The sequence below is a fragment of the Bacillus cereus group sp. MG20 genome (assembly GCF_040459885.1).
GTDB classification, from domain to species: Bacteria; Bacillota; Bacilli; order Bacillales; family Bacillaceae_G; genus Bacillus_A; species Bacillus_A cereus.
Window position 1 is genome coordinate 3,317,501 of record NZ_JARVHF010000001.1, and the last position, 13,602, is coordinate 3,331,102.

Genomic DNA, 13,602 nt, shown 5'->3' on the forward strand with positions numbered 1-13,602 from the left:
TACTCCCTAGTGATCGATAGTGAACCAGTACCGTGAGGGAAAGGTGAAAAGCACCCCGGAAGGGGAGTGAAAGAGATCCTGAAACCGTGTGCCTACAAATAGTCAGAGCCCGTTAATGGGTGATGGCGTGCCTTTTGTAGAATGAACCGGCGAGTTACGATCCCGTGCAAGGTTAAGCTGAAGAGGCGGAGCCGCAGCGAAAGCGAGTCTGAATAGGGCGTTTAGTACGTGGTCGTAGACCCGAAACCAGGTGATCTACCCATGTCCAGGGTGAAGTTCAGGTAACACTGAATGGAGGCCCGAACCCACGCACGTTGAAAAGTGCGGGGATGAGGTGTGGGTAGCGGAGAAATTCCAATCGAACCTGGAGATAGCTGGTTCTCCCCGAAATAGCTTTAGGGCTAGCCTTAAGTGTAAGAGTCTTGGAGGTAGAGCACTGATTGAACTAGGGGTCCTCATCGGATTACCGAATTCAGTCAAACTCCGAATGCCAATGACTTATCCTTAGGAGTCAGACTGCGAGTGATAAGATCCGTAGTCAAGAGGGAAACAGCCCAGATCGCCAGCTAAGGTCCCAAAGTGTGTATTAAGTGGAAAAGGATGTGGAGTTGCTTAGACAACTAGGATGTTGGCTTAGAAGCAGCCACCATTTAAAGAGTGCGTAATAGCTCACTAGTCGAGTGACTCTGCGCCGAAAATGTACCGGGGCTAAATACACCACCGAAGCTGCGAATTGATACCAATGGTATCAGTGGTAGGGGAGCGTTCTAAGTGCAGTGAAGTCAGACCGGAAGGACTGGTGGAGCGCTTAGAAGTGAGAATGCCGGTATGAGTAGCGAAAGACGGGTGAGAATCCCGTCCACCGAATGCCTAAGGTTTCCTGAGGAAGGCTCGTCCGCTCAGGGTTAGTCAGGACCTAAGCCGAGGCCGACAGGCGTAGGCGATGGACAACAGGTTGATATTCCTGTACCACCTCTTTATCGTTTGAGCAATGGAGGGACGCAGAAGGATAGAAGAAGCGTGCGATTGGTTGTGCACGTCCAAGCAGTTAGGCTGATAAGTAGGCAAATCCGCTTATCGTGAAGGCTGAGCTGTGATGGGGAAGCTCCTTATGGAGCGAAGTCTTTGATTCCCCGCTGCCAAGAAAAGCTTCTAGCGAGATAAAAGGTGCCTGTACCGCAAACCGACACAGGTAGGCGAGGAGAGAATCCTAAGGTGTGCGAGAGAACTCTGGTTAAGGAACTCGGCAAAATGACCCCGTAACTTCGGGAGAAGGGGTGCTTTCTTAACGGAAAGCCGCAGTGAATAGGCCCAAGCGACTGTTTAGCAAAAACACAGCTCTCTGCGAAGCCGTAAGGCGAAGTATAGGGGGTGACACCTGCCCGGTGCTGGAAGGTTAAGGAGAGGGGTTAGCGTAAGCGAAGCTCTGAACTGAAGCCCCAGTAAACGGCGGCCGTAACTATAACGGTCCTAAGGTAGCGAAATTCCTTGTCGGGTAAGTTCCGACCCGCACGAAAGGTGTAACGATTTGGGCACTGTCTCAACCAGAGACTCGGTGAAATTATAGTACCTGTGAAGATGCAGGTTACCCGCGACAGGACGGAAAGACCCCGTGGAGCTTTACTGTAGCCTGATATTGAATTTTGGTACAGTTTGTACAGGATAGGCGGGAGCCATTGAAACCGGAGCGCTAGCTTCGGTGGAGGCGCTGGTGGGATACCGCCCTGACTGTATTGAAATTCTAACCTACGGGTCTTATCGACCCGGGAGACAGTGTCAGGTGGGCAGTTTGACTGGGGCGGTCGCCTCCTAAAGTGTAACGGAGGCGCCCAAAGGTTCCCTCAGAATGGTTGGAAATCATTCGTAGAGTGCAAAGGCATAAGGGAGCTTGACTGCGAGACCTACAAGTCGAGCAGGGACGAAAGTCGGGCTTAGTGATCCGGTGGTTCCGCATGGAAGGGCCATCGCTCAACGGATAAAAGCTACCCCGGGGATAACAGGCTTATCTCCCCCAAGAGTCCACATCGACGGGGAGGTTTGGCACCTCGATGTCGGCTCATCGCATCCTGGGGCTGTAGTCGGTCCCAAGGGTTGGGCTGTTCGCCCATTAAAGCGGTACGCGAGCTGGGTTCAGAACGTCGTGAGACAGTTCGGTCCCTATCCGTCGTGGGCGTAGGAAATTTGAGAGGAGCTGTCCTTAGTACGAGAGGACCGGGATGGACGCACCGCTGGTGTACCAGTTGTTCTGCCAAGGGCATAGCTGGGTAGCTATGTGCGGAAGGGATAAGTGCTGAAAGCATCTAAGCATGAAGCCCCCCTCAAGATGAGATTTCCCATAGCGTAAGCTAGTAAGATCCCTGAAAGATGATCAGGTTGATAGGTTCGAGGTGGAAGCATGGTGACATGTGGAGCTGACGAATACTAATAGATCGAGGACTTAACCATATAATATGTAGCAAATGTTATCTAGTTTTGAGAGAATATAAAAAACTTGTTGACTTTTAAAGTAAATAAGTTATAATAATGATTGTCTCAAAAGAATAATGTCTGGTAATGATGGCAGAGAGGTCACACCCGTTCCCATACCGAACACGGAAGTTAAGCTCTCTAGCGCCGATGGTAGTTGGGACCTTGTCCCTGTGAGAGTAGGACGTTGCCAGGCAATATTATTCCGCAGTAGCTCAGCGGTAGAGCTATCGGCTGTTAACCGATCGGTCGTAGGTTCGATTCCTACCTGCGGAGCCATTGGAGAGCTGTCCGAGTTGGCCGAAGGAGCACGATTGGAAATCGTGTATACGTCACAAGCGTATCAAGGGTTCGAATCCCTTGCTCTCCGCCATAGGATTTATAATATTTGGCCCGTTGGTCAAGTGGTTAAGACACCGCCCTTTCACGGCGGTAACACGGGTTCGAATCCCGTACGGGTCACCACTTTGGAGGATTAGCTCAGCTGGGAGAGCACCTGCCTTACAAGCAGGGGGTCGGCGGTTCGATCCCGTCATCCTCCACCATATAAATTTTATATGAATAGTATTATCGCGGGGTGGAGCAGCACGGTAGCTCGTCGGGCTCATAACCCGAAGGTCGCAGGTTCAAATCCTGTCCCCGCAACCAAATGGTCCCGTGGTGTAGTGGTTAACATGCCTGCCTGTCACGCAGGAGATCGCCGGTTCGACCCCGGTCGGGACCGCCATTTTAATAAGGCTCGGTAGCTCAGTCGGTAGAGCAGAGGACTGAAAATCCTCGTGTCGGCGGTTCGATTCCGTCCCGAGCCACCATTTATTTCAATAAAATATGCCGGCTTAGCTCAATTGGTAGAGCAACTGACTTGTAATCAGTAGGTTGGGGGTTCAAGTCCTCTAGCCGGCACCATGTAAGTTTCGGAGGGGTAGCGAAGTGGCTAAACGCGGCGGACTGTAAATCCGCTCCTTCGGGTTCGGCAGTTCGAATCTGCCCCCCTCCACCATTTACATAGGGGCATAGTTTAAAGGTAGAACTGAGGTCTCCAAAACCTCCAGTGTGGGTTCGATTCCTACTGCCCCTGCCAAATATATTTACACAACATGGCGGTTGTGGCGAAGTGGTTAACGCACCGGATTGTGGCTCCGGCATTCGTGGGTTCGATTCCCATCAGTCGCCCCATTTTTATTTTAAAAATTACAAATAATTTAATTGATACTTACATATAATTAAGTAAGAATTCGATGGGCTATAGCCAAGCGGTAAGGCAACGGACTTTGACTCCGTCATGCGCTGGTTCGAATCCAGCTAGCCCAGCCATTTTTGCGGAAGTAGTTCAGTGGTAGAATACAACCTTGCCAAGGTTGGGGTCGCGGGTTCGAATCCCGTCTTCCGCTCCAATAAAATTTAATATGGCGGCATAGCCAAGTGGTAAGGCAGAGGTCTGCAAAACCTTTATCACCGGTTCAAATCCGGTTGCCGCCTTTTCTTTTGTGCCGATGTGGCGGAATTGGCAGACGCGCACGACTCAAAATCGTGTTCCTTCGGGAGTGTCGGTTCGACCCCGACCATCGGTATCATGAACGTCGTAAAAAAACTCTATACAATTAGTATAGAGTTTTTTTGTTTTCTTTTCATTACATGACAAAATAAGCACAAAAAGTGTACGGTGAGTAAACTGCGAAACATTAAAAGGATAAAAACAAACATTCAATTTTATCCTTTTAATTGCGGTATTTAGAGAGAATTTCTCCACCCGGTGACATGAAGTTAAATCCGACACCACCAGTAGATATTAGTACATTATCAACGGTTAAGTTTGTAATTTCTAAAAACTTCTTTTTAAACTCTTCTCTGTTGTACTTATACATTGTTGAGTGGCACGCCCACATTTGCGTTGAAGTACTTAACCAGTCCCCTAATTCCTTCAATTCAGGAAACGCCTCAAATTGGATTGGTTCATCTAATTTCATGAATCTTACTTGATAGATAGTTGGGTTTAACTTTTCTCCTATTCCTTTAAAAGCATGTGATTTTTTTCATTTGAATGTGTCATAATTCTCCCTTCATCTTTTCTTTAAATTTTTTCCTATTTTTATTATACAACAGTAGAAAGTAGTTATAGGGATATTATGGAAATTAGTATCAGCAATATAAAAAGACTCTAATAGAAATCTTAAAGTCTTTTTTGTTAAATTATATTATGTGATGCTAAAATTCGTAATAAACTTAGGAATTCATGTATAATATAACTTGTCGAAAGAACAAAATGATAGTGATTTATATTATGTCTGTAATATGAATCAAAAATGAACTTTTTATATTTCTTTTAAAAATGTGTTGAACACACATTATATTTCATATTAATATTTTTATGTAGATTTAAAACGAGAAAGAGAGTGGAAAGTATGGGCCGTAAATGGAACAATATTAAAGACAAAAAAGCATCAAAAGATGCAAATACAAGCCGTATATACGCGAAATTTGGACGTGAAATTTATGTGGCGGCAAAACAAGGCGAGCCAGATCCAGAATCAAACCAAGCGCTTAGAGTCGTATTAGAACGTGCGAAAACATACAATGTACCAAGAACAATTATTGATCGTGCAGTTGAAAAAGCAAAAGGCGGTTCAGAGGAAAATTATGACGAGCTTCGTTATGAAGGATTTGGACCAAATGGAGCTATGGTTATTGTAGATACACTTACAAATAACGTAAACCGTACTGCAGCAGATGTACGAGCTGCATTTAGCAAAAACAGTGGTAACATGGGTGTAAACGGTTCTGTAGCTTACATGTTTGATGCGACAGCTGTTATCGGCCTTGAAGGTAAAACATCAGATGAAGTTCTTGAAATTTTAATGGAAGCAGATGTAGATGCACGTGACATTCTAGAAGAAGAAGATGCTGTTATCGTGTATGCTGAACCAGATCAATTCCATTCAGTACAATCTGCACTTAAAGGTGCTGGTGTTGAAGAATTTACAGTTGCAGAATTAACAATGCTTGCACAAAGTGATGTTACACTTCCTGAAGATGCTCAAGTACAATTTGAAAAAATGGTTGATGCATTAGAAGATTTAGAAGATGTACAACAAGTTTACCACAACGTAGACTTAGGAGAGTAGTACCATGAAAGCCCCTGTTCGTTTAACGAATAGGGGCTTTTTTTTTTATGAAGTTAATTAAGGTGATGAATTATTAAAGGTATTTTGGTGTAGATAGGGAATATGCTTGTAGGGATATATGAAATAACCATTATTTCTAGGAGGCTTAGTATGGAACATAAGACACCAAAGCATATAGTTGCCGTAGCAGGTTATTTAACAAATGAGAAAAATGAAGTGTTATTAACAAAGGTACACTGGCGAGCTGATACGTGGGAAATGCCAGGAGGACAGGTAGAAGAAGGAGAAGCACTCGATCAAGCTGTCTGTAGGGAAATAAAAGAGGAAACAGGGTAAACGGTGAAGCCTATCGGAATTACCGGGGTTTATTATAATGCCTCTATGCACATTCTAGCTGTTGTTTTTAAAGTAGCATATGTGAGTGGCGAAATAAAAATTCAACCTGAAGAAATACAAGAGGCTAAATTTGTTGATTTAAATGAAGAGAACATAGATGAGTATATAACTCGTCCTCATATGAAATCCAGAACGCTTGATGCAATGAGAGTAACACATTGTATTCCATATGAAACGTGGGAAGTACAGCCATATAATTTAATAGGAAGATTGTAAAGAAAAGAGTAGCTGATTTGAGATACATTCAAATCACTACTCTTTTTTGTATACTGTTTAAGAAAAAGGTCAAAATAATAATAGTGTTAGTATTGATTTGTAGAACGTTTGTTCTGTATAATGTATATGTTATATACATTAAGATTACTAGATAGTCAAAAGTATATATATTTGTAGATGATATAATTAAAGTGTAAAGTGAAAATATAATAGCCTTAAGGCTTACTCTGTTATTGGTTATTCGTGATTGAATATAATCTATATTCAATATTTCAGATGAATAGTAGATAAAAAAGGTCTGTGATACAATACTTTTTTACCCCGCTATTTGCCGGGAACGTGATTGGTGAGGGCTGATTAAAGTTTCACTTTATACCTTACAATGATGTAAGGTACGTGTAAGAGAAATCGATGGGATATTTTTTTACAACAATGTATTCTTAAAGTAAGAATTATATGCTGTGTGGAAAAGAGGTGTTCAAGATGAAAGAACGAGTATTATCTAGGGTGAACTATCATCAAAAAGTTGCATTAAATCCAATGACTAAACTTTTTTATAAAGCCATTATATTATTATTATTGTTAAGTTGTACGTTATTATTCATTGGAAATGTAATGATTGAGAAAAGTGATATTAGTAAATTACATGTACCGGCTAAGTTAGAGGTGCCAGAATCATTAACACATGCATTTATTGCGACAGAAGATAAAAGATTTTATCATCATAACGGTTTAGATTATATAGCAATTATTAGGGCCTCTGTTGAGAATATAAAGGCTGGTGGTGTCGTGCAAGGAGGAAGCACGATTACACAGCAGCTATCTAAAAATGCTTTTTTAACTAATGAGCGTACATTTTCTCGTAAGTGGAAAGAGATTTTTTATACGAAAAAAATTGAACGCACATTTACGAAGGATGAAATTTTAAAATTATATGTAAGTAACATTTATTATGGTGAAGGAGCATGGGGAATTGAAAAAGCAGCAAACCTTTACTTCGGTAAAAAGGTGAACGAATTAACGTTGGCTGAAAGTGCAATGATGGCTGCTGTAGTAAAAGCACCTGCTTATTACTCACCTGCCCAAAATTATGATAAAGCAGTAGAGAGACGAAATGTCGTTTTGAGACTAATGGAGAAAGAAGGCTATATAAGCCATGATGAGTATGTTCAAGCAGTTAGTGAGAAATTGGTAATTCGTCATGATATAAAAATAGAGCAGTCGATGTTAAATAGCGCGCGTAAAAAAGCAGTAAGTTAAGAGAAGTTCCTACAGAGGAGCTTCTTTTTTTGAATAAATTGTGACAAATTGTGACACAATATCGTCACAATTATTGTGTTTTTGTAATTTATGTGAGCGTGTTCATTGCGTGACGTATATAAGTGTTGATATTATGTGTATTGTGTACAATGCTGTATACAGAATATGAATTTAAAGAGGAATGTATATGAAATCAAATAAACTCATGGCTCTTGGTATAGTTTTTTCTATCGCAGTATTGATTGTAATTGGAACAATTGCGTATAGCATCATAAATGACAAAAAAGATAAAGGGAATGAGATGTTTGCTTATTCCACGCAACAATCTTTAGGGAAAGATGATGCTCCAGTTAAGGTAGTTGAATTTGGAGACTTCAAATGTCCTGCTTGTCGTACTTGGGATGTAACAGTATTACCTCGATTAAAAGAAGAGTATATTGATAAAGGCAAAGTGCAGTTATATTTTATTAACTTCCCATTTATCGGAAAAGACTCGGATTTAGGTGCAGCAGCTGGTGAAGCAATTTATAAACAAGATAAAGATTCATTCTGGATTTTCTATGATGAGATTTATCAAAATCAAAAGAAAGATACGGAAGAATGGATTACAGAAGATTTGCTTCTTAGCATTGTGAAAGAGAAACTTCCAAAAGTTGATGTAGAGCAATTTAAGAAAGATTTACACAGTAAAGAAATTACAGAAAAAGTACGTAAAGATTCAGATCGTGCTCAAAAATTAAAAGTTCAAGGTGCTCCTTCAGTATATGTAAACGGAAATCTTGCAAACCCTGATTTCGATAGTATGAAGAAGGCCATTGATAAAGAATTGAAAAAGTGATGAGGTCTCTCATCACTTTTTCGACTTTTTTCGATAAAATTCTTGCCTCTATTTTTTTAACATGCTATACTACTTTACATAAGTTATTCTAATATCTTATATGTAATTCATATTTGCGGGTGTAGTTTAGTGGTAAAACAAGAGCCTTCCAAGCTCTGGTCGAGAGTTCGATTCTCTTCACCCGCTCCAAATTTTATTAAATGTTTTTCTATAAATTGTGATCAACGCAGTGTTTCGTTTCCGAGATAAACGAGGCATTGCGTTTTTTAATGTTTGAAAAATATAATTACATGCGAAAATAGAAGTAAATAATAGTATTCCAAAAGTGAATTACTAACCAATAAAGTCGTTACATAAGGGATGATGGATTCATCTGAGGAGGCGATTAAGAGTGGATTTTGAACAATTAAAGCAAGATGTAATTGCGTATAGTAAAACAATTGGCATAGATAAAATAGGCTTTGCGAGTGCTTCTCCTTTTGAGGAATTAAAGCAGCGCTTAATCCAGCAACAACAATTAAATTATCAATCTGGATTTGAAGAGCCTGATATAGAGAAGAGAACGAATCCGCAACTTTTATTACCGGGTGCTAAATCAATTATTGCGATTGCTTTAGCATATCCTTCAAAATTAAAAAATGCACCATTAAGTAAGCGTGGAGAACGCCGTGGAATTTTTTGCCGTGCTTCTTGGGGACAAGATTATCATCTTGTTTTACGAGATCGTTTGCAAAAATTAGAAGCATATTTAATTGAAAAACTTCCAGATATAGAAGTGAAGTCCATGGTTGATACAGGTGAATTAAGTGATCGAGCTGTATCAGAGCGTGCAGGCATTGGCTGGAGTGGGAAAAACTGTGCTATTATTACACCTGAATTCGGTTCGTACGTATACTTAGGGGAAATGATTACAAATGTTCCATTCCCGCCAGATAAGCCGATAGAAGATCAATGCGGGGGCTGTACGAAATGTATCGATATTTGTCCTACAGGTGCTTTAATACAGGGGGGACAGTTAGATTCGAAGAAGTGTATTGCGTTTTTAACACAGACGAAAGGATTCCTACCTGAAGAATATCGCGATAAAATAGGAAATCGTATATATGGATGTGATACGTGTCAGACTGTTTGCCCGAAAAACAAAGGAATGGATTTTCATAATCATCCTGAGATGGAGCCGGATCCTGAGCTAGTTAAACCATTATTAACGCCACTTTTAACAATTAGTAATCGTGATTTTAAAGAGAAATATGGGATTATGTCAGGGTCATGGAGAGGGAAAAAGCCACTGCAAAGAAATGCGATTTTAGCATTAGCACATTTTAAAGAAGCATCGGCAATTCCTGATTTAATTGGTGTTATGAAAGATGACCCAAGACCGGTATTGCGCGGAACGGCAGCATGGGCACTTGGGAAAATTGGGGGAGATGGAGTAGGCGAAGCGATTGAGAAAGCGATGGAACGTGAGAAAGATGAAGAAGTACTTCATGAAATGAATCGCGGGCTTGAATTGTTAGCACAGAAAAAAGAGTAGATAATATTTCCCTTTTTCATATTGTAATATGGGAGGGAAACGAAATGGCTGTAAAAATGAATATTGAAAAGCAAGTACAACAGTTTTTAGCATATATCACAGAGAAACGAACAGACGTGGATGGTATTGCTGAGGATTTACTACAAATGGCACAGAGAAAGAAACAATTGTTTCAAAGGCGTAGTGCACATATAGTGAAAGCAACTGCGGATGTTTCTTTCATTAGACAATTAAATAGTAATGACCATCAAGAAATTGATTATCAAATACATTTTAAATATTTAATTAAGCATAAAGAATTATTTTATATTGAAGAGGAACAATTAAAACGAAGAGTTTGTTTAAATAATAGTCGGATTATAGGCGATTATGATATGGAAGTGTCAGAAGAAATTAGAATGGGTGAGACATTAGAAAGGGAAATTACGAAAGAGAAGTACGGTTCTTATCAGTATAATCGTTTAGAGGCAGTGAAATATGCAGAGCGTTGGTGGGATGACCGAAATCCTATGTATCGTAATTTCCCTGATAATTGTACGAATTTCATTTCTCAATGTCTTCATACTGGAGAAGTACCTATGAACGGATATCCTAATATTCGTAAAGGATGGTGGCAAAGGGAGAATCAGTGGAGTTGGAGCTGGGCTGTTGCACATTCTTTTTATTGGTATTTGTCAGGTGCTACAACAGGACTTCGAGCAGAGGCGGTAGAGAGGCCAGAAGAACTTATTCTTGGAGATGTAATTGCTTATGATTTCGAGGATGACGGAAGATGGAATCATACGACGATTGTAGTAGCAAAAGATGCAGATGGTATGCCGCTTGTAAATGCACATTCAGCGAATAGCCGTCGACGTTATTGGAACTATGAAGACTCTAGTAAATATACACCACAAATGAAATATAAATTCTTTCATATTATTAATGGGTAGAGATTTTTCGCTCAAGTGGTATAATACGTAGTAGACAAAAAACAGAGGTGAATATCGCGTGGGAGTACATGTTGTTTTATATCAGCCAGAAATTCCAGCAAATACAGGAAATATTGCTCGTACTTGTGCAGCAACTGGAACAGAATTACATTTGATTAGACCGCTTGGATTTTCAACGGATGATAAAATGTTAAAGCGTGCCGGATTAGATTATTGGCAGCACGTGAAAATTACGTATTATGATTCAATTGAAGAATTTTATGAAAAAAATAAAGATGGTGAATTCTTCTATTTAACGAAGTATGGCGAGAAAGCTCATACAGCGTTTGACTATAGCAAGCGCGAGAAGGATTACTATTTTGTATTTGGAAGAGAAACAAACGGCTTACCAGCTAATGTAATCGAAGAAAACTTTGATCATTGTTTACGTATTCCAATGACAGATAAAGTACGTTCATTAAATTTATCTAATACAGCAGCAATTTTAATTTATGAAGCATTCCGTCAACAAAATTACCCTGGATTAGATTTAGAAATCGTTTATTAAAAGTCGCCATATGGCGACTTTTTTTTATAAAATAAAAATAATATGTGATCATACGTTTAAAAGAGAGGACATAATCATATAGAATGGGATATATGATTAAAAATAGATAAGACGGGTTGAGATAAATATGAAGGAAGAATATAGTAATCAAAATACCTTTTTAAGTATGATAGATATGGATTTAATTAGACAAGGGTTATTACATGCTATTCAAGATTTAGTATTTATATTGAAAGTTATTGATGATGAAACGTTTAAATATATGTATGTGAATAAAATAGGAATGGATTATGCTAGGTTAAGCAAAGAGTGCTATGGAAAAACTTTTGCAGAAGTATTACCAAAAGATATAGCGGGGATATTGCAAAGGCAATATGAAAAAGTAGTGAGAGAAGCGAAAGCACACACTTTTTGTGATGTAGTCAAATTACCAAAAGGTGAGATACATTATGAATCTTCACTTAATCCTGTCTGCGATGAAGAAGGAATATGTCAATTTGTTATTTGTATTACAAGAGATATTACAGCTCAAATTGAGGAGAAGACAGAGATAGAGGAAAAACAAATGTTATTTAAGTCGTTACTGGAATATAATAATGACTCAATTATATCTATAGATTCTATAGGGAGAGTTACATATGCAAACCCGGCAACGTATGAAATATTTGGATACCGGTATGAGGAATTAAATAATAAATTTATTTTTGAATTCATTAATAAAGAATATGAAAAAGATTTTCAAATTATATTTAAGGGATCGATGCAAGGAAAAGCAAAACAAATTGTTTCAAAGAAATATATTCATAAAGAAGGGTACGAGCTATATATTTCTTTGAGAACTATCCCGATTATTGTGAACGGTGAAATTGTTGGAGTTTATATTGTTACGAGAGATGTTACAAGGCAAGTATTAAACGAAATGCGAACAGAATATTTAGCTTACTATGACCAGTTAACGGGATTAATGAATAGAATTTCATGTGCAAATAAGTTAAATACTTTTTTAAATGAGAGTATAAATTTTGCGCTTGTATTTATAGATTTAGATGAGTTTCATCGTATTAATGATACATTTGGTCATAAAGAGGGAGATAAAGTATTACAAAAAGTTACAGAATGTTTAAGCAATCTAAAAATAGAAGGTATGCACTTATTTAGAGAACACGATGATCAATTTGTTATGTTGATAGAAAATATAACGAAAGAATGTGTAGAGGAAGTTGCAAAAAGCATACTGAAAAATATTAGTGAATATTTTGTAATCGAAGAAGAAGATGTATATTTAAGTGCGTCAATTGGAATTGTAATGGCTCCAGCAGATGGAGAAGATGAAAAAATACTATTTCAGAGGGTCGATGCTGCTTTAGAAAAAGCAAAAGAAAAAGGAAAAGGACATTATCATTTTTATTGTAGTGGATTAGACTGTGAGCGTGAACAAAGGTTTATAATAGAAAACCAGTTACATCGTGCTATAGAAAAAAACGAGTTTTTCTTATATTATCAGCCACAAATTAATATTGAAACGAAAAAAATAGCTAGTATGGAAGCTTTAATAAGGTGGGAGAATAAGGAATTAGGATTTGTTTCTCCAAACCAATTTATTCCGTTGGCAGAAAGAACAGGATTTATTATTAAGCTCGATGAATGGGTAGTAAATCAAGTGTGTCAGCAACTGCGCGAATGGTTAAATAAAGGATATGAAGTGGTCCCAATTGCAGTTAATATTTCAGCTAGACACTTTCGCTCTATTACATTAATAGAGATGATTACACGGGCTTTAAATAAGTACAATGTACCAGCTCATTTATTAGCGATAGAGGTTACAGAAGGAGCTCTTATACATAAAGATATATCGAAGAGAGTGTTACTACAATTAAAAGAACAAAATTTAAAGATTCATTTAGATGATTTTGGAACAGGCTATTCATCTTTAAGTTACTTAAAAACATATCCAATTGATACTTTAAAAATTGATCGTTCTTTTATGGAAGGTATACATATAGATGAACGTGATACGAATATTACAGCTGCAATTATTCATTTAGCTCATACTTTAGAATTGAATGTAATTGCAGAGGGAGTAGAAAAAAAGGAGCAAATACAGTTTTTGAAAGAAAAGAATGTGAAGCTTGTACAAGGTTATTATTATAGCCGACCACTATCCAAATATGATATGGAAAATATGTATTATAAATAATGCATAAAAAAATGCATAAAAAAATGATGTGCTAAAAGCACATCATTTTTTATGTGTACCTGGTTTGTCATTGTAACCGGATGTAAAAATAGCT

At 38.6% G+C, this 13,602-nt stretch carries 7 protein-coding genes, 16 tRNA genes, 2 rRNA genes and 2 pseudogenes (1 of these 27 running past the window's edge); 26 read left to right on the top strand and 1 reads right to left on the bottom strand.

Going from position 1 to position 13,602, the window contains the following annotated elements:
• The 17 genes from QCI81_RS17005 to QCI81_RS17085 all read left to right on the top strand — a co-directional run.
• Window positions 1-2,445 (top strand): 23S ribosomal RNA (locus QCI81_RS17005); it begins 477 nt to the left of the window's first position.
• 101 nt (window positions 2,446-2,546) lie between these two features.
• Window positions 2,547-2,662: ribosomal RNA gene (rrf, locus tag QCI81_RS17010) — 5S ribosomal RNA — on the top strand.
• Window positions 2,663-2,670: 8 nt separating this feature from the next.
• A tRNA-Asn gene (locus QCI81_RS17015) sits at window positions 2,671-2,745 on the top strand.
• 2 nt (window positions 2,746-2,747) lie between these two features.
• Window positions 2,748-2,839 (top strand) — tRNA-Ser (locus QCI81_RS17020).
• A 17-nt stretch (window positions 2,840-2,856) separates the two neighbouring features.
• Window positions 2,857-2,931: transfer RNA gene (locus tag QCI81_RS17025), tRNA-Glu, on the top strand.
• 4 nt (window positions 2,932-2,935) lie between these two features.
• A tRNA-Val gene (locus tag QCI81_RS17030) sits at window positions 2,936-3,011 on the top strand.
• Window positions 3,012-3,037: 26 nt separating this feature from the next.
• A tRNA-Met gene (locus tag QCI81_RS17035) sits at window positions 3,038-3,114 on the top strand.
• Between the two features lie 3 nt (window positions 3,115-3,117).
• Window positions 3,118-3,193, top strand: a tRNA-Asp gene (locus QCI81_RS17040).
• A gap of 9 nt (window positions 3,194-3,202) precedes the next feature.
• A tRNA-Phe gene (locus QCI81_RS17045) sits at window positions 3,203-3,278 on the top strand.
• Window positions 3,279-3,296: 18 nt separating this feature from the next.
• Window positions 3,297-3,372 (top strand) — tRNA-Thr (locus tag QCI81_RS17050).
• 10 nt (window positions 3,373-3,382) lie between these two features.
• A tRNA-Tyr gene (locus QCI81_RS17055) sits at window positions 3,383-3,466 on the top strand.
• 7 nt (window positions 3,467-3,473) lie between these two features.
• Window positions 3,474-3,547 (top strand) — tRNA-Trp (locus QCI81_RS17060).
• Window positions 3,548-3,566: 19 nt separating this feature from the next.
• Window positions 3,567-3,642 (top strand) — tRNA-His (locus QCI81_RS17065).
• A 63-nt stretch (window positions 3,643-3,705) separates the two neighbouring features.
• Window positions 3,706-3,780, top strand: a tRNA-Gln gene (locus QCI81_RS17070).
• Window positions 3,781-3,785: 5 nt separating this feature from the next.
• Window positions 3,786-3,860: transfer RNA gene (locus QCI81_RS17075), tRNA-Gly, on the top strand.
• Window positions 3,861-3,874: 14 nt separating this feature from the next.
• A tRNA-Cys gene (locus QCI81_RS17080) sits at window positions 3,875-3,945 on the top strand.
• Window positions 3,946-3,955: 10 nt separating this feature from the next.
• Window positions 3,956-4,037, top strand: a tRNA-Leu gene (locus QCI81_RS17085).
• Window positions 4,038-4,197: 160 nt separating this feature from the next.
• On the opposite strand, the pseudogene QCI81_RS17090 reads toward QCI81_RS17085, so the two are convergent.
• A pseudogene (locus tag QCI81_RS17090) lies at window positions 4,198-4,516 on the bottom strand (DUF3884 family protein).
• Window positions 4,517-4,868: 352 nt separating this feature from the next.
• Here QCI81_RS17090 and QCI81_RS17095 point away from each other — a divergent pair.
• From QCI81_RS17095 to QCI81_RS17135, 9 genes and pseudogenes are all read left to right on the top strand, one after another.
• Window positions 4,869-5,588 (top strand): YebC/PmpR family DNA-binding transcriptional regulator, encoded by a 720-nt coding sequence (locus tag QCI81_RS17095; protein WP_000532949.1) that lies wholly within the window; start codon window positions 4,869-4,871, stop codon window positions 5,586-5,588.
• Window positions 5,589-5,738: 150 nt separating this feature from the next.
• Window positions 5,739-6,200: pseudogene (locus tag QCI81_RS17100) on the top strand (NUDIX hydrolase).
• A gap of 483 nt (window positions 6,201-6,683) precedes the next feature.
• Window positions 6,684-7,460, top strand: a complete 777-nt coding sequence (locus tag QCI81_RS17105; RefSeq protein ID WP_071732252.1) for a transglycosylase domain-containing protein — start codon at window positions 6,684-6,686, stop codon at window positions 7,458-7,460.
• A 187-nt stretch (window positions 7,461-7,647) separates the two neighbouring features.
• Complete coding sequence (locus tag QCI81_RS17110) at window positions 7,648-8,298, top strand: DsbA family protein (RefSeq protein WP_000841308.1); 651 nt, start codon at window positions 7,648-7,650, stop codon at window positions 8,296-8,298.
• Window positions 8,299-8,413: 115 nt separating this feature from the next.
• Window positions 8,414-8,487: transfer RNA gene (locus tag QCI81_RS17115), tRNA-Gly, on the top strand.
• Between the two features lie 202 nt (window positions 8,488-8,689).
• Window positions 8,690-9,832, top strand: a complete 1,143-nt coding sequence (gene queG / locus QCI81_RS17120; protein WP_000345209.1) for a tRNA epoxyqueuosine(34) reductase QueG — start codon at window positions 8,690-8,692, stop codon at window positions 9,830-9,832.
• Between the two features lie 44 nt (window positions 9,833-9,876).
• Entirely contained in the window at window positions 9,877-10,764 is an 888-nt protein-coding gene (locus tag QCI81_RS17125) for an amidase domain-containing protein (protein ID WP_071732251.1), read from the top strand.
• A 58-nt stretch (window positions 10,765-10,822) separates the two neighbouring features.
• A complete protein-coding gene (gene trmL / locus QCI81_RS17130; RefSeq protein ID WP_000538147.1) occupies window positions 10,823-11,311 on the top strand; it encodes a tRNA (uridine(34)/cytosine(34)/5-carboxymethylaminomethyluridine(34)-2'-O)-methyltransferase TrmL in 489 nt (162 codons plus the stop codon).
• Between the two features lie 127 nt (window positions 11,312-11,438).
• Window positions 11,439-13,508, top strand: coding sequence for a sensor domain-containing protein (locus QCI81_RS17135; protein ID WP_064531944.1), 2,070 nt, complete (start codon window positions 11,439-11,441; stop codon window positions 13,506-13,508).
• The last annotated feature ends 94 nt before the right edge of the window (window positions 13,509-13,602 follow it).

What these genes read in the sequence shown, in the direction of transcription:
- QCI81_RS17105 (WP_071732252.1), top strand. Translation starts at nt 6,684, where the DNA reads ATGAAAGAACGAGTATTATCTAGGGTGAACTATCATCAAAAAGTTGCA.
- QCI81_RS17135 (WP_064531944.1), top strand. Translation starts at nt 11,439, where the DNA reads ATGAAGGAAGAATATAGTAATCAAAATACCTTTTTAAGTATGATAGAT.
- QCI81_RS17125 (WP_071732251.1), top strand. Translation starts at nt 9,877, where the DNA reads ATGGCTGTAAAAATGAATATTGAAAAGCAAGTACAACAGTTTTTAGCA.
- QCI81_RS17110 (WP_000841308.1), top strand. Translation starts at nt 7,648, where the DNA reads ATGAAATCAAATAAACTCATGGCTCTTGGTATAGTTTTTTCTATCGCA.
- QCI81_RS17095 (WP_000532949.1), top strand. Translation starts at nt 4,869, where the DNA reads ATGGGCCGTAAATGGAACAATATTAAAGACAAAAAAGCATCAAAAGAT.